The following is a 21,724-nucleotide window of genomic DNA, read 5'->3' on the forward strand; positions in this document are numbered from 1 at the left end:
TGGGGCAATGGGCTTCAGGAGTAAAAAAAAGATAAGTACTATGCAGTATTAACTTCCTTCCCTAGAACATATTTACCGATATAATTCTTTCCCTTGCCCGTTACCTATTACTCATTGCCCCATGCCCGTTGCCCTATGCCCCATGCCCCAATTTTTATAAGTTAATTGTTTTTTCCTAAAGTAATGTTACCCGCTGCCCGTTACCTATTACTCATTGCCCCATGCCCGTTGCCCTATGCCCTATGCCCAATTTTTATAAGTTAATTGTTTTTTCCTAAAGTAATGTTACCCGCTCATGGTATGATTCAGCTGGCTGAATGAGCAGTCAATATAATTTAGCTGTAGTGGTTTCGAGTTCTGTGAGCTTGTCAGACGAATCAACTGAACCTAGGTCAACAACACCACAAGATGGTCAATCTGGTTTTGAGGATACAGAGCCAGCAAATTCTTCTATGCAAGAGTTTTATCAGCTCTACCAAGAGTTGTTGCTCACCACTCTTGCTTTGACAGGGATTATTTTTATCGCCGTCTTGTTTTCTTATTCCTTGAACATTGCCCTGAATTATTTGATTGGGGCATGTACAGGTGTAATTTACTGGAGAATGTTGGCAAAAGATGTTGAGCGTTTGGGCAGAGAAAAACAGCAGCTGAGCAAAACTCGGTTAGCTTTATTAGTAGGGTTAATTCTGCTAGCATCGCGGTGGAATCAACTACAAATACTGCCCATATTTTTGGGATTTCTCACCTATAAAGCAGCGCTCATCATCTATGTAATTAGGGTGGCGATTGTCTCTAGCTCCTCACAGCCTAGACAACCATAAAAGGCTTAAAACTGCAATATAGCTCCTCTTAATTCTCCAGTTAAGATTGGAGAAACAATTGTTATCTGAGGAAAATGTTGAATTTTCTGAGCTTCTTCAATTCTGTTCCCCTTGCCGAATTGGAAGTGGGAAAACATCTGTACTGGCAAATAGGAAACCTGAAACTGCATGGGCAGGTGTTTCTTACCTCTTGGTTTGTCATGGGCGTCTTAATTTTGGCGTCCTTGGCAGCTAGCAGTAGCATTAAACGAATTCCGAGCGGGCTACAGAACCTGATGGAGTATGCCCTAGAATTTATTCGGGATTTGGCAAAAAACCAAATTGGAGAAAAAGAGTATCGCCCTTGGGTTCCCTTTGTTGGTACTTTGTTTTTGTTCATTTTCGTGTCGAACTGGTCAGGAGCACTTGTTCCTTTTAAGCTGATTAAGCTACCAGAAGGCGAATTAGGCGCTCCTACTAGTGACATAAATACAACTGTTGCCTTAGCATTATTGACATCGCTGGCTTATTTTTATGCTGGTTTTAGCAAAAAGGGTTTAGGGTACTTTGGCAACTATGTCCAGCCAGTGGCGTTTATGTTGCCCTTCAAAATTATCGAAGACTTCACGAAACCCCTTTCCCTAAGCTTCCGTTTATTCGGTAATATCTTGGCAGATGAATTGGTAGTAGGGGTGCTAGTGCTATTAGTGCCTTTATTTGTACCACTGCCAGTCATGGCTTTGGGATTGTTTACCAGCGCCATCCAAGCACTCATTTTTGCCACCTTAGCTTCTGCCTACATTGGGGAAGCGATGGAAGAGCATCATGGTGGTGAAGAACATCATTAGTTGTTATGAGTTACAACTCAATAACTTAAACAACAAAAACCTACAAACTGACAACTAGTACAAAGGAAAAAAATATCATGGATCCATTGATTTCTGCCGCTTCCGTTCTAGCTGCTGCTCTAGCTGTTGGTTTAGCTGCTATTGGTCCTGGCATCGGTCAAGGAAATGCAGCAGGTCAAGCTGTAGAAGGTATTGCACGCCAACCAGAAGCAGAAGGTAAAATTCGCGGTACATTACTGTTAAGCTTGGCATTCATGGAAGCGCTAACAATTTACGGTCTAGTAGTTGCACTAGTGCTGTTATTTGCTAACCCCTTCGCATAATTAAGTACTGAGTCCTGAGTGGATTAAGGAGTCAGAATTCAGAATTCAGAAGTCAGAAGACTCCTCGATTAAAATCGAGAGTTTTGAACGACTATTTGTCGCTCAGTCTAAAGAACTTAATTCTGGCTCCTGGCTCCTGACTCCTGAATTCTTCAAAAAGGACTGACAGGACTGAATAGTAGATAGGAATAAGCAACCATGACACACTGGATAACCTTATTAGCTGTAGAAGAGGTTGCCAAAGAGGGAGGGCTGTTTGATTTAGACGCTACCCTACCCTTAATGGCAATCCAGTTTCTGCTTTTAGCCCTGATTTTGAACGCTGTTTTTTATAAGCCTCTAGGCAAAGCAATTGATGACCGGAATGAATTCGTTCGTAACAATCAATTACAAGCTCAAGAACGTTTGTCAAAAGCAGAAAAGTTAGCGCAGCAATATGAGCAAGAATTAGCAGCCGCAAGAAGACAAGCTCAAACAGTTATTGCTGACGCTCAAGCTCAAGCGCAGAAAGTTGCTGCTGAAAAAATAGCTGAAGCACAGAAAGAAGCTCAAGCACAAAGAGAACAAACATCTCGTGAAATTGAGCAACAAAAACAGCAGGCTCTTGCTTCATTAGAACAAGAAGTAGATGCCCTCAGTCGCCAAATATTGGAAAAGCTTTTAGGAGCAGAACTAGTAGGCAGGCGTTAAATTATCAATAAGTTAGTAGTTAGTCGTTAGTGGGGATATGACTGACAACTAACAACTAACAAACGAATAAAGAAGCTCAGGCAGCGCAGTAGTGGACAAAAAAATATGGGGACTTTTTTACTGTTGATGGCTCAAGCCAGCGCCGTCGGAGGTGAATTAGCAGCAAGCGAAGGGAGTCATGGTTTTGGTATTAATACCAATATTTTAGACACCAACCTGATTAACCTTGCTATTATTATTACTGTATTGCTGGTTTTCGGGCGGAAGGTTCTAGGTACTACACTCCAAGAACGCCGTGAAAAAATTGAGACAGCAATTAAAAGTGCAGAACAACGTCTGAAAGATGCTCAAGGAGCACTTGCAGATCAGCAGCAAAAACTAGCACAAGCTCAAGCAGAAGCAGAAAAAATAAAGCAAGCAGGAGAACAAAACGCCGTTAAAGCAAGAGAGGCGTTACTAGCTCAAGCTGCTGCTGATATTGAACGCATGAAAGAAACAGCAACAGCTGATTTGAATTCAGAGCGAGACAAAGCGATCGCCCAACTGCGGCAAAGAGTAGTTGCTTTGGCATTGCAAAAAGTTGAGGCAGAACTGCAAACAGGAATTGCAGACGATGCTCAACATACATTAGTTGATCGCAGCATTGCGCTACTAGGATAGGAGGCTAGGGATGAAAAGTAATATAGCAACAGATGAAATTGCCCAGCCTTATGCTCAGGCGTTGATGTCAGTAGCCCAATCCAAAAATCAAACAGAGCAGTTTGGTGAAGATGTGCGTTCTTTACAAAGACTGCTTAGTGAAAGCGCTCAGCTACAGAACTTCCTCAGCAACCCTTTTATTCAGCCTGAAGACAAAAAGGCTGTTATTAATCAGATACTTGGCGAGAACCCCAACACATATTTACGTAATTTCTTGCTACTGCTGGTAGATAGAAGGCGGATTTCATTTCTGGAGCCGATTTGTAGACAGTATTTGGCGCTTTTGCGACAACTGAATCAAACTGTCTTAGCAGAAGTGACTTCAGCCATTCCCCTTTCGGAAGCGCAACAGCAAGCAGTAACACAGAAGGTTCTAGCAATGACCAATGCTCGGTCTGTAGAATTAGATACTAAAATTGACCGAGAGATCATTGGGGGCGTGATCATTAAAGTTGGCTCTCAAGTTATTGACGCCAGTTTACGAGGTCAATTACGTCGCCTCTCATTGCGCTTAACTAGTTCCTAGAAAGTGTTGTTGATTGTTCGTTGATGGTGATCTGCGAAAACAGTTGTGACAACCAATTAACAACTAGCTAACAACTAACCATATTGAAACAAAGAAGACAGACCAATGGCAATTAGCATTAGACCAGACGAAATCAGTAACATTATTCAGCAGCAAATCGAGCAATACGACGAACAAGTTAAAGTACAGAACGTTGGAACCGTCCTACAGGTAGGTGACGGTATTGCTCGGATCTATGGTCTAGATAAGGTCATGGCAAGTGAGCTGTTAGAATTTGAAGACGGCACAATTGGCATCGCTCAGAACCTGGAAGAAGACAACGTGGGTGCGGTGCTAATGGGCGATGGTCTTGCTATTCAAGAAGGTAGTACCGTAACCGCTACTGGTAGAATTGCTCAAATTCCAGTGGGAGACGCGTTGGTCGGACGTGTTGTAGATGCTCTTGGTCGCCCAATCGATGGTAAGGGAGACATTAAAACAACAGAAAACCGTCTGCTAGAATCGCCAGCACCAGGTATTGTGGCACGTCGTTCTGTACACGAACCAATGCAAACAGGTATCACAGCTATTGACGCGATGATTCCTATTGGTCGTGGTCAGCGCGAGTTGATTATTGGTGACCGCCAAACAGGAAAAACAGCGATCGCGATCGACACAATCATCAACCAAAAACAAGAAGATGTTATTTGTGTTTACGTCGCTATTGGACAAAAAGCTTCCACAGTAGCAAGTGTCGTGCAAACATTGCAAGACAAAGGCGCGCTAGACTATACAGTCGTTGTTGCAGCCAGCGCGAGTGAGCCTGCTACTCTACAATACTTGGCTCCTTACGCTGGAGCAACAATTGCTGAGTACTTCATGTACAAAGGCAAAGCTACTCTGGTTATCTATGATGACCTTTCTAAGCAAGCTCAAGCTTATCGTCAAATGTCCTTGTTGCTACGTCGTCCACCCGGACGCGAAGCTTATCCAGGAGACGTGTTCTATATTCACTCCCGCTTGCTAGAAAGAGCAGCTAAGCTGAGTGACGAACTGGGTAAAGGTAGCATGACAGCTCTGCCGATCATCGAAACCCAAGCAGGTGACGTATCTGCTTACATTCCTACCAACGTGATTTCGATTACTGACGGTCAGATCTTCTTGTCTTCAGACTTGTTCAACTCCGGTGTTCGTCCTGCAGTAAACCCTGGTATTTCAGTATCACGGGTAGGTTCTGCTGCTCAAACCAAAGCAATGAAAAAAGTTGCTGGTAAGTTAAAGCTAGAACTGGCACAATTTGACGACTTGCAAGCGTTTGCACAATTTGCTTCTGACTTAGATAAAGCAACTCAAGACCAATTAGCACGGGGTCAGCGTTTACGGGAATTGCTGAAGCAACCTCAAAACTCACCACTATCTGTGTATGAGCAAGTAGCTATTCTTTACGCTGGTCTCAATGGATACTTGGATGAGATTCCAGTAGATAAAGTCACTACTTTCGCTAAGGGATTCCGTGAGTATTTGAAGACTAGCAAACCTCAGTACACTGAATCAGTACAGTCGAAAAAGGCACTAGGTGACGAAGAAGAAGCTGCTTTGAAAGAAGCAATTAACGAATACAAGAAGACCTTTAAGGCAACAGTCTAACACAGCAGTGAGGAGTCAGGAGTCAGGAGTCAGAATTCGGAAGAAAGCTCCCTCCTGACTTCTGAATTCTGAATTCTGAATTCTTAACAAAAATTATGGCTAATCTCAAATTCATACGCGATCGCATTCAATCGGTTAAAAATACAAAAAAAATCACAGAAGCTATGCGGCTGGTAGCAGCAGCAAGAGTCCGTCGCGCCCAAGAACAGGTGCTATCCACCCGTCCTTTTGCTGACCGCTTAGCACAAGTGCTATATGGGTTGCAAACCCGTCTACGGTTTGAAGATGTAGACTTACCTCTACTGAAAAAACGGGAAGTTCGTACAGTTGGGTTGTTGGTCATTTCTGGCGATCGTGGATTGTGCGGTGGTTACAACACCAACGTGATCAAGCGCGCTGAAGCTCGCGCCAACGAACTTAAGGCTGAAGGAGTAAACTATAAATTTGTGTTGGTTGGACGCAAGGCGATCCAGTACTTCCAACGCCGTAGCCAGCCAATTGATGCTACTTACAGTGGCTTGGAACAAATTCCCACAGCAGCAGAAGCCACTAACATTGCGGACGAGCTACTTTCTTTGTTTTTGTCAGAAGAAGTAGACCGCATCGAGTTAGTTTACACCAGATTCGTATCATTGGTAAGCTCTCGGCCTGTAGTACAAACCCTGCTTCCTCTCGATACCCAAGGTTTAGAAACACAAGATGACGAAATTTTCCGCTTAACAACTCGTGGCGGTCAATTTGAAGTCACACGAGAGAAAGTAACAGCCCAAGTTCGCGCTTTACCCCGCGACATGATTTTCGAGCAAGATCCAGTGCAAATTCTGGATTCTCTACTACCTTTGTACCTAAGTAACCAGCTACTGCGGGCATTGCAAGAATCTGCTGCTAGTGAACTAGCCGCCCGAATGACAGCTATGAGCAACGCTAGCGACAACGCCGCTGAACTCATCAGTAGCCTAACACTCTCCTACAACAAAGCACGCCAAGCAGCAATCACCCAAGAAATCTTAGAGGTTGTTGGTGGTGCCGAAGCGTTAAGTTAGATAGTGAAAGCTCTTAAACAGTGAACAGTTATCAGTAAACAGTGATCACTGGTTAAGGCGTACTGATAACTGATAACTGATAACTGATAACTGATAGAAGTAGCACATCCCAAAATATTTCACTATAATAGGGATAGCTACAAAAACCACATGGGGCTTTAACGGTTTCGACGTGGTGGCGAAAGCTGCTCTATGATTCAGGTCGAGAGCGAGTCATCTCTCGTGAATAAAAGACTCAAACAATTGTAAATGCGAACAACATCGTAGCATTTAAGCGTGTGGCAGTAGCTGCCTAACAAACCTCTTTAAGGTACGCTTGTCTGTAGCTTGACTCCGTTAAGGGCTACAGACCAACCCCAACGGATGCTCTAGCAAGTATTCTCTGGTTTGCTCGCTGGCTAAGATTTAACCAGAGCATCCTACCGTTCGGGATAAAGAACGTTCCCCGCCTTGAGGGTGAGATAGGCTAAACCTGTGAATGAGTGGGGGGTTAATACCCATTGCGGACATGGGTTCAATTCCCATAAGCTCCACTTAATATTTTAAATCCCTAATTCACCTGATAGTTATTCAGGTGAATTTTGTTTTTGAGAAGTAAGATTTTCTTATCAAGGCTGTGTGTGAGTTCACACCAAAATATTACTATTACAAAGGAACTGACAACTAATGAAAAACCAGAAGATTTCTGTAAATATCAGTATTCAAATCTTCTATGGGAAAAGTTTCTTCAAGATTATCCAGTTCTGCATATTGCTTGTAACCCAGTTCTTTCATGATACTTTTCAAATCTTCTCCCTTTGTTCCTGATGCTTCGAGCGTACCAGGATGTATCTCAATCATTAGATTTGGTTTGAGAGAGGTTATCATCTTCCTAGCACCTGTTAAAAATGCATATTCACTTCCCTCTATATCTAGTTTTATGAAAGTTTTTCCAGAGAAATTTTGCCAGTCTATAGCGTCATCGAAACATCTAATCGGAACCTTCACCTTTTGATGCTTGTCTGTAGCTGAATGTTTTGAATAAATACCAGCAGATCCAGAAGTGTCAATCGGAATTAATAGTTCAATTTCTCCGTTAAAGTTACCGACTGCAATTTGATGTACTTGAAAACTAGATAATGCATTTGCAGCCAGAGACTTTTCTGTTGCCTTTGCCAGCATTGGTTGTGGTTCAATGGATATTACATGGCCTGCGACTCCAACCAACTTACTGGCAATTATTGAGAAACTACCATGATTAGCCCCTACATCAATGAAGGTATGTCCTTGAGAAAGAAGAGTAGACAAAATTCGCGTGTCAGTACTATCGTTTAACAATTCGTTGACAACATGCAACGAGCGTGGATCTCCAGGAACAAGATATGCTTTATATTTTGGTAGCTGAATTTCCAGATAATCCTGGGGTGATAACTTATTTGAAAGCTTTGCAATTGCTAGAAATAGTCTTCTTCCTTCTTTGAGAATTGTGTTTCCAGTAATTTTGACATAGAGATAACAGTAAAGGCTAAAAATTTGATATAAAATTGGCAACTGTTTTCTCAGAGATGGTTCAAACATCCATTCCAAAATAGAACGGTTAAATATCCAATCTCCTGGATAGGGACTGCTTCGCCTGCTGATTTCTGGTGCTAAATCGGGCATTTTTTTGAGAAAAGATTTTGAAGTGTCAGTATTAGATTTAGTAGTTACAATCTTTACCTTGTCAATAACTTACGGCGCAACACATCCAAGGCGGTATTGGCGCTCAGATGACGAAAAAAAGAGCGATTTCGGGTTGAGCCAAATCGATATTCAAAACTAGCCACTTCATCGTTAGGCCCAGCTAAACCGATATAAACCAAACCCACTAGCTTAGTATCCTTTCCCCCAGTGATCCTGCAATACCTGTAATGCTCAGTCCCCAAGTGGTCGAGAGGGGGGTTTTGACCTCAACGGCCATTTGTTCTGCAACAACCCACCCAAATTCTAGAATAGGCGCACAGAATAAAATTCTCTTGCCGTATTTTATAAATCCGTCATCAGATGACTGGAAATAATGGTGGGAAACCGTTTCAGACAGTTTTTTATGATAATCCCAAGGCTTGTCATTTAAACTTAAATCTGTTAAACACTCGACTTGTGGCGTGTCGTTTGTTATAATAGCCAAGTCAGCCGAGGGGGAAGGCCCCTTGTGCTTAATCATTAAAAAGCCCCTATTCATTTGGTTGTGTAGTAACTCAAAATATAGGGGTTTTTTATTGGGATGTCAAATCGCGGTCTAAGCCTTGCCCAGCATGGGCTAGAGGCACTTTAGCAACTCCAGAGATATCCTTTAATACCGCTACAGGTTGGGTATTTAACGGTAATGGAGAGGCAACCTTGATTTCCTCTACACCTAATGTTACTGGCTCGGTGTCTACTCCTGTTAGTTGTCCTACTCGGTGAGACAGCACTTGACATCATGTGCAGCATTTAATCATCAGCATTTATTTAACTAGTAATGAAGTTTTATCAAGAAAATAAGATGTAACAAAATACACTAATTTCTGAGACTTGAATCATGCTTTACTTGTTAGTAGCGACACATGATTTAGATTTGAGAAACAGGAGAATAAAATGTTAGAGAGAACTGGTATTTGGTACAAGTTATTAGGAATTGCCATTGGTGGAACTTATGCATTTTCTATTAATTGTGCGATCGCTCAAATCACGCCAGATAAAACTCTAACAAATAATTCGAGTGTTAGCCAAACAGCAAATATCATCAACATCACTGGGGGAACACAAGCAGGACGCAATTTATTCCATAGTTTTCAGTCCTTTTCTGTTCCTACTCGTGCAACAGCTTTTTTTAACAACGGATTGGATATAAATAATATTATTAGCAGGGTAACAGGCGGCTCTATTTCTAATATTGATGGGTTAATCCAAACCAGAGGAACAGCCAACTTATTTCTAATTAATCCTACCGGAATTGTTTTTGGAAGAAATGCCAGCCTAAACGTTGGCGGGTCGTTTATTGCCAGTACTGCCAGCAGTTTAAAATTTGCAGATGGCTTTGTCTTTAGTGCGACGGCTCCACTTTCAACAGCACCATTGCTGACTATCAGCTTACCCACTGGCTTACAATTCGGCTCATCGCCAGGAGAAATTCTTTTGCAGGGTTCTGGTGCTGTGCGAAACCCTGATTTTCAGGCTCTGTTATTAAATAAAGATGCAGGACTGAGAGTACAACCTGACAAAACTTTGGCACTAGTCGGAGGACAAGTGACACTAGATGGTGGTGTTTTAAACACAGACGGAGGACGTATAGAACTAGGTAGTGTTGCTGGAAATGGATTGGTTAGTCTTACACCTATAAATAAAGGTTTTTCCTTGGGCTACACCGGAGTGCAAAGCTTCGGCAATATAAATCTTTCACAACAAGCAGCTGTTAATACTAGTGGGGGCGATATCCAGGTTTGGGGGAAAAATCTCAGTCTTACCAATGGTTCCCAAATAGAGACAATTACTTTAGGTTCACAACCAGGAGGTTCTCTAGTTGTTAATGCTCAAGAATCGGTGCAAGTGACTGGGGTTAACAGTAATCCTATGTTTCCAAGCGCGTTGCGTGCGGAAACTGCTCCTAATACACAAGGACCAGGTGGAAATGTGACCATTAATACTGGTAAATTTCTGGTTCAAGATGGAGGATTTATCAGTGCAAGTACTTACGGTGCTGGAAAAAGCGGGGATTTAATCATCAATGCTTCTGACTCTGTACAGGTTACTGGTACTACAGGAAACTTTGGGAGTGCGTTGCTTGTTCAACAAAATCAGGCAAATGCTAAAGGATCTGCGGGGAACTTGAAGATTAATACTCATCAGTTACTTTTAGCAGATGGGGCATTTATTGGTACAGGCACTTTAGGTATTGCAAACGGGGGTTTTTTGACCATTAATGCTGACTCCGTAGACATTATTAATGGAATTAATCCGAACAAGACAACTGGCATATCTAGTCAAGCGGAGGAAGGTTCCAGGGGAAATGCAGGTAATCTAACTATTAACACTCATGACTTACGCATCAAGGATGGTGCTTTTGTTACTAGTAGTACCAAAAGTGTTGGCAATGCAGGGAATTTAACTATTAATGCCACTGGCTCTGTGCAACTTATTGGTACAAACCCTAACGGTACTATTAGCACTTTATTAGCTCAATCTCAGGATAAAGCTACAGGAGCGCCAGGTAATTTAACAATTAATACCAACCAGCTGCTTGTTCAGGATGGAGCTTTTGTTGGTGCAGGCATTTCTAGTCTAAGTCCTACTAAATCAAAATCTGCAGGAAATTTGACGATCAATGCCAGTGATTTTGTCCATGTGATAGGTACATCACCGAATGGTAGTAACTCGAGTGGTTTATCTACTCAGGCTGAGGCTGGCGCAACAGGAGCATCTGGTAACCTGACTATTAATACTCACGAGCTACTTGTTCGAGATGGTGCATTCGTCAGCGCTAGTACTAAGGGTTCAGGTAATGGGGGCAATTTGAATATCAAAGCTGACTCTGTACAAGTTATTGGTACATTCGCTAAAGGAAAAGGTAGCAGCTTACTGGTTCAAGCAGAACCCGGCTCATCAGGAAATGCAGGAGATCTCACAATTAACACTGGTGAGTTACTAGTTCAGGGTGGAGCATTTGTTGGTACTGGTACTTTTGGTAAAGGAAACGGGGGAAATTTGACTGTCAGTGGAAATTTAACTGCCAAAGCTGACTCTGTGAAAATTATTGGTACTTTTGCTGATACTAATTCCAGTGGCTTATCCACTCAGGCTGAGCAAGGCTCATTAGGAAATGCAGGAAACCTAATAATTAACACCCGTGAGTTACTTGTTCAGGGTGGGGGATTTGTCAGTTCTGGTACTAAAAGTTCAGGAAACGGAGGCGATTTAAATATCAAAGCTGATTCTGTAAAAATTATTGGTACATCTCCTAATAGAACAACTACGAGCAGCATTTTAACTGAAGCGCAAGCAGGCTCATCAGGAAACGCAGGAAACCTAATAATTGATACTCGCGATTTAGTCGTTCGTGGTAATCCGACAATTAAAACCACTGAGAGCCGTGGAGTTGTTGGAATACTTGTGCGAAGTCTCGGAACAGGAAATGCAGGCAATTTAACTATCAATGCTCGCTCTATCTTATTGGATAGCAACGCTGCATTAACTGGTGATACGAATAAGGAAAAAGCAACTATTACCTTGCATTCCAGAGATTATTTAATCTTAACTCGCGGTGGTAGCATCACCACCGACGCTAGAGGTAGCAATGTGATTGGTGGTAACACCAATATTAACACTGATACACTTGCCGCCGTAAATAGTGTTATCAGTGCTAGTAGTCGGGACTCTCGTGGAGGGCAAGTTACTATAAATGCTCAAAGCATTTTTCGCTCAAATGATACTGAGATAACTGCCACTGGAGCAAGCCCTCAGTTAAATGGAACTGTACAAATCAATACCCTTAATATTGACCCCAGTCGTGGTTTGGTTATTCTGCCCACAATTAGCGAGGTTACCCCAAAGCTAATTTCCTCTCGCTGTCAAGCTTTCAACGAAGCGCAAGGAGGTAGTCAATTTATCCTCACGGGACGAGGTGGCTTACCAACCAGCCCTTATGAACCTTTGACAAGTGATGCTATTTGGACAGATAGTCGCATACCTGCTACCACAATCCGGCAATATTTACCCAAAAAAGTTCGTGTTAGACCAATCATCAAACGCAAACCTATAACCATTAACCCTGCTACAGGTTGGGTATTTAATGGTAATGGAGAGGTAACGCTGATTTCCTCTACACGTAATGTTACTGGCTCGGCGTCTACCCCTGCTAGTTGTCCTCGTCCCTGAGACATCATTTAATCAGCATCTATTTAACTAGGAATGAAGTTTTATCAAGAAAAAAAAAGATGTAACAATATACACTATCTTCTGAAACTTGAATAATGCTTTACTCGTTAGTAGCAACGCATGATTGAGCTTTCAGTAACAGGAGAATAAAATGTTAGGGAGAACTGCTATTTGGTGCAGGTTATTGGGATTTGCTATTGGAACTTACGCATTTTCTATTAATTGCGCGATCGCTCAAATCACCCCGGATAGAACTCTAACAAATAATTCGAGTGTTAGCCGAACAGGAAATATTTTCAACATCACTGGGGGAACACAAGCAGGACGCAATTTATTCCATAGTTTTCAGTCCTTTTCTGTTCCTGGTGGTGCAACAGCTTCGTTTAATAATGGACTGGATATAAGTAACATTATCAGCAGGGTAACAGGCGGGTCTATTTCTAATATTGACGGGTTAATCAAAGCTAACGGGACAGCTAATGTGTTTTTGATTAATCCTGCGGGAATTGTTTTTGGACAGAATGCCAGGCTAAATATTGGTGGCTCGTTTATTGCTAGCACTGCCAGCAGTTTAAAATTTGCAGACGGCTTTGTGTTTAGTGCAACAATTCCGGAAACAGCAACACCATTGCTAACTATCAGTGTACCGACTGGCTTACAATTTGGTTCGTTGCCAGGAGAAATTGTTGTACAAGGTTCTGGTGCGATTAGAGATAATACTCAATTCAACGTTCCACTTTTAAATCGAAACGAAGGTTTGGGAGTTCCAACTCAAACTTTGGCGTTAGTCGGAGGTAAAATCAAGATAGAAGGTGGCATTTTAACAACAGAAACTGGACGAATAGAATTGGGAAGTGTTTCTGGAAATGGACTCGTTAGCCTGGCGACTCTAGACAAAGGGTTCTCGTTGAACTATGCTGCTGGGACAAACTTCGATGATATTCAATTATCTAAACAAGCAGCTATTGATGCATTAGCAAATGGCGGTGGTGATATACAACTGACTGGAAGGCGTATTACTTTAACACAAGGTTCTGAAGTCAAAGTCACTACCAACGGAGCAAAAGCAGGAGGTAGTTTAGTTGTTAATGCGTCTGATTCGATATTACTTGAAGGTAAATCAAGTGATTCCAAGTTTGGTAGTGGCTTTGCTAATGAGAGCGATCGCACTGCTACAGGAATAGGAGGACTTTTGACAATTAATGCGCGCGCCCTATTTCTCGAAAATGGAGGATTTACCGATACTGGCTCTTTTGGTTCAGGAAACAGTGGCGACTTGATCATCAATTCTGATTCTGTGCAAGTGAGTGATGGCGGTTCCTTGGCAGTCTTTAACTACAGATCAACAGGGGTTGGAGGAAATCTCAAAATTAACACAAACCAACTAGTTATCAAGGACGGAGGATTTGTTGGTACTAGCACTTTTTCAAAAGGTTCATCTGGTGATTTAACTATTAATGCCGTTGATTTCGTGCATATTCTTGGCTCCTCACCTAACGGTCGGAATGTGAGTGGCTTGTCTACCCAAGCTGAGTCAGATTCTACAGGAAACGCAGGAAACTTAACAATCAAGACTCGTGAACTGCTGGTTCAAGGTGGTGCATTTGTAAACGCTGGCACTAAAAGTTCAGGAAATGCGGGAAATTTGAACATAAATGCTGACTCTGTAGAAGTTATTGGTACACTTCCCAATAATATTGGTAGTGCATTGGGAACTCAAGCCCAGCCAGGTGCAACGGGTTCAGGCGGAAACTTGACAATTAATACTCGCGAGCTACTTATTAAAGACGGAGGATTTGTTGGTACTGATACCTATAGCCCAAAAAGGGCAGGAGATTTGACCGTTAATGCTACTGGTTCTATACAAGTTATTGGTACATCCACTAATGGCAGCGGTAGTGCGTTGTCCACTCAATCTGAATCAACAGGGTTATCAGGGAATCTAACAATCAACACTCGTCAATTGCTTGTTAGAGATGGCGCACAGGTGAATGCTGGGCTTTTTGATTCTGGTCGATCAACCGGAGGGACTCTGACAGTTAATGCTACTGACTCCATAACAGTTATTGGTAAATCTCTTGCTGGTAAAAAACAAAGCAGTAGTTTGTCGTCTATTGTCGAAACGACTGCGACAGGATTGGCAGGAGACGTAAACATTTTTACACGGAATTTAATTTTACGAGATGAGGGTAAACTTTCTGTAGAAAACAGGGGTTCTGGCGCTGCTGGGAAACTTCAAGTCCAAGCTGGTTCAATCTATCTAGACAATGGTGCAGTTATTCAAGGTACAAGTTCTTCAGGAACTGGAGGTGACATTAGCCTGCAAGTATCTGACTTGTTATTGATGCGTCGCGGAAGCCAAATATCTACATCTGCAGGGACACTACAGCAAGGTGGCGGTAATGGTGGCAGTATTACTATTAGTTCACCCAACGGCTTTGTGATAGCTGCTAAGGGAGAAAAAAATCGAATTACAGCCAATGCTTTCGATGGCTCTGGAGGTGTTATAAAAATCAATACCCTCGGTATTTATAACTTTAATCGACCTAACTTGGAAGAGATAGAGAAATTATTAGGAACTAAGGATTCAACAAAATTAGACCCCCAACAGTTAACAACAAACGATATCACCGCATTCTCCCAAACAAGTCCTACTTTAAGCGGTACGGTAAAAATCAATACCCCTGATATTGACCCTAGTCGTGGTTTGGTTGTGCTGTCCACAATTAGTGAGGTAGCCCCAAAACTAATTTCCTCGAGCTGTGCAGCTTTTGATGAAGCAGAAGGAGGGAGTCAATTTATCTGGACCGGACGTGGGGGCTTACCCTCCAGCCCTTTTGGACCCCTGACAAGTGATGCTATTTGGAGAGATACTCGTATACCTGCTACCACAACACCACAGGATCTACCCAATAAAGTTCCTGTTAGACAAGCCATCAAAGCCAAACCTATAGTCATCATACCTGCTACTGGTTGGGTATTCAATGGCAAGGGGGAAGTGACCTTGATTTCCTCTATACCTAACGCTACAGGTTCGGGGTCTACCCCTCCTAGTTGTCCTACGAGATAAAGGCACGTGTATAGACTGACACTAAAGCTACTCAGCTTTGACGTTTTTCTTTGGGCGATCGCACCTGCAAAATGTAGGATTGATAGGTGAACCCACACGAGAATTTAGGAGTTTGGAGATGTGCAACCAGATTTAATGGGTTTGGAAATTACCAAGGGAGAATTAAGACGCTTAATTGGATTCAAACCAGAGCAAGTCTTTCGCTCTTCTATGATGGCACGGGAGGAGCAAATAGCATTTTTGCGCAACCAAATGGTTTTTTCCCTAGTGCTGACACTAATTATTGTTGGGGTTATTTACGTATTTATTGTAGTGCCAACAATAGGTTCCTCAATTATATTAGGAGCTATCTTGCTAATTATAGTGCTTAGTGTTGTAGTAGCTGGGCGTTGGTTATGGTGGCGTTTAACCTCTCCAAAAATACTGTCAATGCTTTTAGATGAAGTTGATAAGTATCATGCAGTAATAAAAGCAACAGATATTAACGATCAACGCGCAACAGACGAAAATGATGAAAGTATTATAAATGACAGACAGAAAGTCATTGCTGCTTTACAATTAGTCAGGGAAGATTTAGTTCAAGCTTTGAAAACAGAGCGGCTTTTGCGAGATAATAGGAAATTGCTTGCGAATAACCAACAAGATTTATTTGCCAGTAACGTAGAAACATTGGGCGCAATGTCTCTACAGCCCAGTAGTCAAACAACCGAATATGCTCAAATTGAAAATCAATTATTGCAAATAGCTGTTAATGTGCAAGCACAGATAAGAAAATTGCGGAAAGTTTAACCGTATATTTAAAAATGACCAATAAACCAAAAATAATTGTTTTAGATGATGATCCTACAGGTTCTCAAACTGTCCACAGTTGCTTACTACTGATGCGCTGGGATGTTGACACTCTGGGCTTGGGATTACAGGATGACTCACCAATTTTCTTTGTGTTGACAAACACAAGATCTCTTCCACCAGAGTCAGCAGCATCCGTCACTAGAGAAGTTTGCCGTAACTTGAAGCTGGCGTTAACAAACCAATCTGGGGAAAAGAATAAAGAAATACTATCTCCATCCCTTAATGAGGGGTTTGTCATTGTCAGTCGTTCTGATTCGACATTACGAGGACATTACCCTATTGAAACCGATGTGATTGCTGAAGAACTTGGTCCATTTGATGCCCATTTTCTTGTCCCAGCTTTTTTTGAAGGCGGACGTATCACGCGCGATAGTGTACATTATTTAATCGTCAACGGTGTGCCTACCCCAGTACATGAAACTGAATTTGCCCATGATTCAGTCTTTGGCTATCATCATAGTTACTTGCCGAAATATGTAGAAGAAAAGACCCAAGGACGTATTAAAGCGGAGTCTGTGGAAAGATTTTTGCTTGCCGATATTCGTGCTGGTAGTTTTGAACGTTTGATGCAAGAGAGTGGTAATACGTGCGCTGTCGTAGATGGTGAAACACAAGCGGATCTGGATCGGTTCGCTCAAGACATACAAACAGCAACATCTCGGGGGAAACGCTTTCTGTTTCGTAGTGCTGCCAGTATCTTAACAGCTTTGGCAGCATTACCTCCGCAACCGATCGCCGCAGAACACATGGCTCAGTATGTGCGAGGTGGTAAACCCGGTGTGGTCATTGTGGGCTCTCATGTTAAAAAGACAACTCAGCAGCTAGAGGTACTTTTACAAACAGAAGGTACGCAAGGAATTGAAGTCGATGTAGCACGGTTGCTTGATGATCCAGACAATCAATTTACTCAACTGCTAGCTGAAGTAACAGAAAGTGTATATGCCACATTCCAGGCGGGATATACACCAGTAGTTTATACTAGTCGCCAAGAACTTTCTTTTGAGGATACCAAGACAAGGTTGCTTTTTGGGACAAAGGTTTCAGCGTTATTAATGGATATTGTGCGAGCTTTACCTTCTGATATAGGATTTTTAATCAGCAAAGGAGGTATTACCTCAAACGATGTGTTGAGTACTGGTCTAGCTTTGACTTCAGCACGGTTGCTTGGTCAAATATTAGCTGGTTGCTCGATGGTTATAACGCCAACAGACCATCCACAGTATCCTAGTTTACCAGTGGTGCTTTTTCCGGGAAATGTTGGTGATGCTGATGCTTTGGCAACTATTTACAAACGATTGAGTCAAGAGGATAGGTGATTGGGGCATGGGGCATTGGGCATTGGGCATTGGGCATTGGGGACTGAGAAATGCGGGTGAGGACTAAGGACTGAGGACTGAGGACTGGGAAAACATTCTAAAATATCTGCGGGGCTAAAACCGGATTCCATAATTTTTACAAACCAATGCCCCATGCCCCATGCCCCATGCCCCATGCCCCAATCCCCAATATCCTAAAATCTTGTCCTTGCCAAACCCAACTCATCTATCATTAAGTAATTACGCGGTTCCCATACTTAGTTAATGCTGCATGACTTCTGATTCTACCATCTCTGATATAGAGTCAAACGAGAACCTGTCTGATATCTCTACTGTTTCTGATGTAGAAGAAACTTCTACACATACTGACGTAGAGTCAGATCCTATACTTCCTGATGCAGAAATAGATTCTGTCATCAGTTATTTAAAGTCAGATGCTGCTCAATCAGATATAGAATTTTTTGATTCACCGCTACCAGAAAATACGGTGAATAACAATATCCAAGTTCAGTTTAAAACAGAAGGAGAAAAACTGTTATTAATTTTACCAACAGAATTGCAAGTGCCACCATCAGACAACAATTGGTCAGAGATTTGGCAACAGGTGAAATTGCGGCTGTTAGGTCGCGATCGCTTCTTCTCCCCAAACACAAGCGTGCATCTTATAGCACAAAATCGCTTGCTAGATGGTAGACAACTACAAGAACTTGCCGAAACCTTAAGCGAAGCTCAAATGCAGCTAAGATCAGTTTCTACCAGTCGCCGTCAAACTGCGATTGCTGCTGTTAGTTCAGGCTATTCTGTAGAACAACTACAGCCAGAAACTTCGCTCTCCTCTGAAGCAAAAGCTACCAAACCCCTAGCAGAAGCTCTCTATCTTGAAATGACAGTGCGTTCGGGTGTAGAATTTCGCCATCCAGGGCCTGTAATTATCTTGGGAGATTTAAATCCAGGTGGTATCGTAGTTGCAGATGGAGATATTTTAGTTTGGGGACGACTACGTGGAATTGCCCATGCAGGCGCTAGTGGCAATCGCGAAAGTATAATCATGGCTTTGCAAATGGAACCAACCCAATTGCGGATCGCAGATGCTGTCGCCAGAGCTCCGGAAAAATCGCCGATGCAGTATTATCCTGAAGTGGCTCACATTACGCCACAGGGAATTCGTATCACTAGGGCTATTGATTTTTCCAGAATTCAATTCAGTAAGATCAATCAAGAACTGTAAATCTTTATTGTTCTATATTTTCTATTAATCCCTAATCGAGCGCGTTTCTATCATGACTCGCATTATTGTCATTACCTCCGGTAAAGGAGGAGTGGGTAAAACCACAGTTACAGCCAACCTGGGCATGGCTTTAGCCAAAATGGGGCGTCAAGTTGCTTTAGTTGATGCGGATTTTGGGCTGAGAAATTTAGATCTGCTGCTAGGGCTAGAAAACCGCATCGTTTACACTGCTGTTGAAGTCTTGGCTAGGGAGTGTCGCCTAGAACAAGCTTTAGTCAAAGATAAGCGTCAGCCCAACCTAGTACTATTACCTGCAGCCCAAAACCGTACTAAAGATGCGGTCAATCCAGACCAGATGAAGTTATTGGTAAATGCACTAGCACAAAAGTATCAATACGTTTTGGTTGATAGTCCAGCAGGAATAGAAATGGGTTTCAAAAACGCCACTGCTCCTGCCAAAGAAGCTTTAATAGTTACCACACCAGAAATCGCCTCAGTACGAGACGCTGACCGTGTTGTTGGGTTATTAGAAGCACAAGGAATCAAGAATATTCATTTAATAATTAACCGTATTAGACCTGCAATGGTACGGGTAAATGATATGATGTCTGTGCCAGATGTTCAGGAACTTCTAGCAATTCCATTGATAGGAGTTATTCCTGACGATGAGCGCGTTATTGTCTCTACCAATCGGGGCGAACCCTTAGTATTAGCAGAGAACCCCTCTCTTGCTTCTACAGCTTTTGAGAATATTGCTCGTAGATTGGAAGGAGAAACAGTCGAATTTCTTGAAATCGACTCCCAGAATAGTGACAGCATCTTTTCCCGCCTCCGCAAGCTGTTGTGGACAAAGATTATTTAACTCCTCATCTCGTCTGGAGCATACCTAGGTGCAATGATTCTCGAACTTCTAGAACGACTTTTTTTTCGCAGTTCTGAAAACAGTCGTAACCACGTTAAACGTCGCCTGAAATTAGTTATTGCCCACGATCGCGCTGATCTAAGCCCTCAAATTTTAGAAAAAATGCGGCAAGAAATCTTACAAGTTGTCTGTCGCTATGTAGAAATTGAAAATGAGGGTTTAGAATTTTCCCTAGAAAGCAATCAACGTACCACCGCCTTGATTGCCAATTTACCTATTCGTCGAGTTAAAGAATCTGAGTCTGAGGTAAATGTTAGCGAAAAATCAGAATAGCTCATATCAGTGAACAGTAAACAGTTATCAGTGATCAAGCTATATGGTGCAGTGTTAAAACATAACTGCTACTGGTACTGGTAACTGCTAACTGATAACTGATAACTGTTTAACGATAAGCTACTGATGGCTCCGCCCAAAGTTCTCTAGCTTTTTGACCAAAAGTGATCGGTTGATCTGCTTCATTCCCCGTAATACTTGTACCATCACTAGCAACTGTTACTAAAGACCAATTCTCTTCTCCCATTTCACCAGCGCGGAATAATGCATGGTCAGGATGAGTTGTACTCCAGCCTAACAAAACTGCTATTTTTTCCTGATCATTTTTTCCTGGGGAGGGAGCAACAGTACTGGTGTGGTTTTTTTGGCGATCCCAAATCACTGCGTGATCTGTAAGATCCGAGGTATTCATTACTCCTTCAAACTTACGTGCTAAGAAGCAAGCACCATTCTTCGACCAGCTTACAGGAACTAGTACACCAATAGCCCCTGCTCTATCTCTATCTGGAGAAGATTTCCTACTCTTTAATAAAGGATCGCTCATAGCAGAAGTTGTGTTAATAACTTGCAACTTCCTAGTTTGCCTATCTTCTACAAATAAAACGCTTGTGACCCGGCTATTGTACATTTCTGGTTCGACTTCTAGCTGGACTCGGCTGTAAATAGCATATCTACCATCCGGCGAAACCACTGGCAAACTACGATAATACCGCGTACCACGACCGTTACGGGAACTAATAGCTTCCTGAGTCGCCTGTATCCATTGCCAAGGAATAGGATAAGAACTTCCTAAAGGATCTTGTTGGGAAGCTTGCTCCTGATTAGATTGGTTAACAGCAACCGATCTGGTGGAATTTGGAGAAGAGTCCTCTGGTAAAGGAGAGACTTTAGATGTTCTTAATGATTCGGCGGTCAGCACCTCTTGTTTTGATAAAGCAGTAGTTTCTGTAGTTACTGAACGAGTCGGGATTTGAGCAGTTTTTAATCTTTGCACTAAATCATGTTGACTAGCAGATAACGTTTTTGATTCAGAAACAGCTTCCTTTGTTAGTGGTGCTAGTTCAACTGCTGCTAAGGGATCATCGTTAGTTGTTTTATTAGAAAGAGTTTCATTTTGTTCTGTCCAAAAAAGCTCCCATTCATCTTGTAATAGTTGTTGCTGTTGAGCAGCATCGCGACTAATAGTTCTCTCATTCACTCTAGGGAAAATGCTTTCTGTCTCGACTGCCGCATTTGATACCAGCGATACTTTATTTGATTCAGGTTCATCTATAGCAGCCGTTTCTGTTGATACAGTTCTCAGTTCTGCTGTACTAGAAGCAATTTTAGTTACTTCTTGTGATTGTATCGCTGAGGTAGAGCTGCCTGATGTAGCCACTAGGGGTGCAATTATGATGATAACAACAATATAGTTGAGGTATGGTTTTACGCGGAACCATCCCGATATAAAAAGGTGTTTAAGCATTTGTTGGCTCTCTAGAGGGTGGTGGCTGTGCGAGGAATAATGCCTATACAACAATGGAGGAGGCTATGATTATTTATGTATAACAGAGAACTAATTTTTTTCTAGAAATAATTAACAATTTCCCATAACTCCAAAACAATTCCGTGTTATATGTAATTTATTTATCACCATA

The 21,724-nt window shown here is 42.2% G+C and carries 18 protein-coding genes, 1 other RNA gene and 1 pseudogene; 16 read left to right on the forward strand and 4 right to left on the reverse strand.

Annotated elements, in window-relative coordinates:
* Positions 1–359: 359 nt before the first annotated feature.
* The 9 genes from G4P69_RS20205 to ssrA all read left to right on the forward strand — a co-directional run bounded on the left by G4P69_RS20205 (position 360) and on the right by ssrA (position 7,091).
* Positions 360–821, forward strand: a complete 462-nt coding sequence (locus tag G4P69_RS20205; protein WP_208351004.1) for an ATP synthase subunit I — start codon at positions 360–362, stop codon at positions 819–821.
* A 74-nt stretch (positions 822–895) separates the two neighbouring features.
* Positions 896–1,648 carry a F0F1 ATP synthase subunit A gene (gene atpB / locus G4P69_RS20210; protein WP_208350962.1) on the forward strand — a complete coding sequence of 251 codons (753 nt, stop codon included), beginning with the start codon at positions 896–898 and terminating at the stop codon, positions 1,646–1,648.
* 77 nt (positions 1,649–1,725) lie between these two features.
* Positions 1,726–1,971 (forward strand): ATP synthase F0 subunit C, encoded by a 246-nt coding sequence (gene atpE, locus G4P69_RS20215; RefSeq protein WP_006278178.1) that lies wholly within the window; start codon positions 1,726–1,728, stop codon positions 1,969–1,971.
* Between the two features lie 198 nt (positions 1,972–2,169).
* Positions 2,170–2,661 (forward strand): F0F1 ATP synthase subunit B', encoded by a 492-nt coding sequence (locus G4P69_RS20220; RefSeq protein WP_208350964.1) that lies wholly within the window; start codon positions 2,170–2,172, stop codon positions 2,659–2,661.
* 105 nt (positions 2,662–2,766) lie between these two features.
* Entirely contained in the window at positions 2,767–3,321 is a 555-nt protein-coding gene (locus tag G4P69_RS20225; RefSeq protein WP_208350965.1) for a F0F1 ATP synthase subunit B, read from the forward strand.
* A 10-nt stretch (positions 3,322–3,331) separates the two neighbouring features.
* Positions 3,332–3,886 carry an ATP synthase F1 subunit delta gene (gene atpH, locus G4P69_RS20230; RefSeq protein ID WP_208350972.1) on the forward strand — a complete coding sequence of 185 codons (555 nt, stop codon included), beginning with the start codon at positions 3,332–3,334 and terminating at the stop codon, positions 3,884–3,886.
* Positions 3,887–3,991: 105 nt separating this feature from the next.
* A complete protein-coding gene (gene atpA / locus G4P69_RS20235; protein ID WP_208350973.1) occupies positions 3,992–5,512 on the forward strand; it encodes a F0F1 ATP synthase subunit alpha in 1,521 nt (506 codons plus the stop codon).
* Between the two features lie 95 nt (positions 5,513–5,607).
* Positions 5,608–6,555: a F0F1 ATP synthase subunit gamma gene (locus tag G4P69_RS20240; RefSeq protein ID WP_208345412.1), complete on the forward strand. Its 948-nt coding sequence runs from the start codon at positions 5,608–5,610 to the stop codon at positions 6,553–6,555.
* A gap of 152 nt (positions 6,556–6,707) precedes the next feature.
* Positions 6,708–7,091: a transfer-messenger RNA gene (gene ssrA / locus G4P69_RS20245) on the forward strand.
* Between the two features lie 127 nt (positions 7,092–7,218).
* Here ssrA and G4P69_RS20250 read toward each other — a convergent pair.
* From G4P69_RS20250 to G4P69_RS20260, 3 genes and pseudogenes are all read right to left on the reverse strand, one after another.
* Positions 7,219–8,196: an FkbM family methyltransferase gene (locus G4P69_RS20250; protein ID WP_208345411.1), complete on the reverse strand. Its 978-nt coding sequence runs from the start codon at positions 8,194–8,196 to the stop codon at positions 7,219–7,221.
* Positions 8,197–8,249: 53 nt separating this feature from the next.
* Positions 8,250–8,518: pseudogene (locus G4P69_RS39335) on the reverse strand (CinA family protein); the annotation flags it as partial.
* Between the two features lie 271 nt (positions 8,519–8,789).
* Positions 8,790–8,987, reverse strand: coding sequence for a hypothetical protein (locus G4P69_RS20260; protein WP_208346238.1), 198 nt, complete (start codon positions 8,985–8,987; stop codon positions 8,790–8,792).
* A 163-nt stretch (positions 8,988–9,150) separates the two neighbouring features.
* Between G4P69_RS20260 and G4P69_RS20265 the strand changes: the two genes are divergently transcribed.
* The 7 genes from G4P69_RS20265 to minE all read left to right on the forward strand — a co-directional run bounded on the left by G4P69_RS20265 (position 9,151) and on the right by minE (position 20,087).
* Positions 9,151–12,426, forward strand: coding sequence for a two-partner secretion domain-containing protein (locus tag G4P69_RS20265; RefSeq protein ID WP_208350975.1), 3,276 nt, complete (start codon positions 9,151–9,153; stop codon positions 12,424–12,426).
* Positions 12,427–12,577: 151 nt separating this feature from the next.
* On the forward strand, positions 12,578–15,496 hold the full coding sequence (locus tag G4P69_RS20270; RefSeq protein WP_208343054.1) for a two-partner secretion domain-containing protein: 2,919 nt from the start codon (positions 12,578–12,580) through the stop codon (positions 15,494–15,496).
* Positions 15,497–15,616: 120 nt separating this feature from the next.
* On the forward strand, positions 15,617–16,285 hold the full coding sequence (locus tag G4P69_RS20275) for a hypothetical protein (RefSeq protein WP_208343053.1): 669 nt from the start codon (positions 15,617–15,619) through the stop codon (positions 16,283–16,285).
* 14 nt (positions 16,286–16,299) lie between these two features.
* Positions 16,300–17,664, forward strand: a complete 1,365-nt coding sequence (locus G4P69_RS20280) for a four-carbon acid sugar kinase family protein (protein WP_208343052.1) — start codon at positions 16,300–16,302, stop codon at positions 17,662–17,664.
* 271 nt (positions 17,665–17,935) lie between these two features.
* Positions 17,936–18,892, forward strand: coding sequence for a septum site-determining protein MinC (minC, locus tag G4P69_RS20285; RefSeq protein WP_208343051.1), 957 nt, complete (start codon positions 17,936–17,938; stop codon positions 18,890–18,892).
* 52 nt (positions 18,893–18,944) lie between these two features.
* Positions 18,945–19,754 (forward strand): septum site-determining protein MinD, encoded by an 810-nt coding sequence (gene minD / locus G4P69_RS20290; RefSeq protein ID WP_208343050.1) that lies wholly within the window; start codon positions 18,945–18,947, stop codon positions 19,752–19,754.
* 33 nt (positions 19,755–19,787) lie between these two features.
* A complete protein-coding gene (gene minE, locus G4P69_RS20295) occupies positions 19,788–20,087 on the forward strand; it encodes a cell division topological specificity factor MinE (protein WP_208343049.1) in 300 nt (99 codons plus the stop codon).
* A gap of 109 nt (positions 20,088–20,196) precedes the next feature.
* On the opposite strand, the gene G4P69_RS20300 is transcribed toward minE, so the two are convergent.
* A complete protein-coding gene (locus G4P69_RS20300) occupies positions 20,197–21,552 on the reverse strand; it encodes a hypothetical protein (protein ID WP_208343048.1) in 1,356 nt (451 codons plus the stop codon).
* Positions 21,553–21,724 lie beyond the last annotated feature (172 nt).

The sequence above is a fragment of the Aetokthonos hydrillicola CCALA 1050 genome, from assembly GCF_017591665.1.
Lineage (GTDB): Bacteria > Cyanobacteriota > Cyanobacteriia > Cyanobacteriales > Nostocaceae > Aetokthonos > Aetokthonos hydrillicola.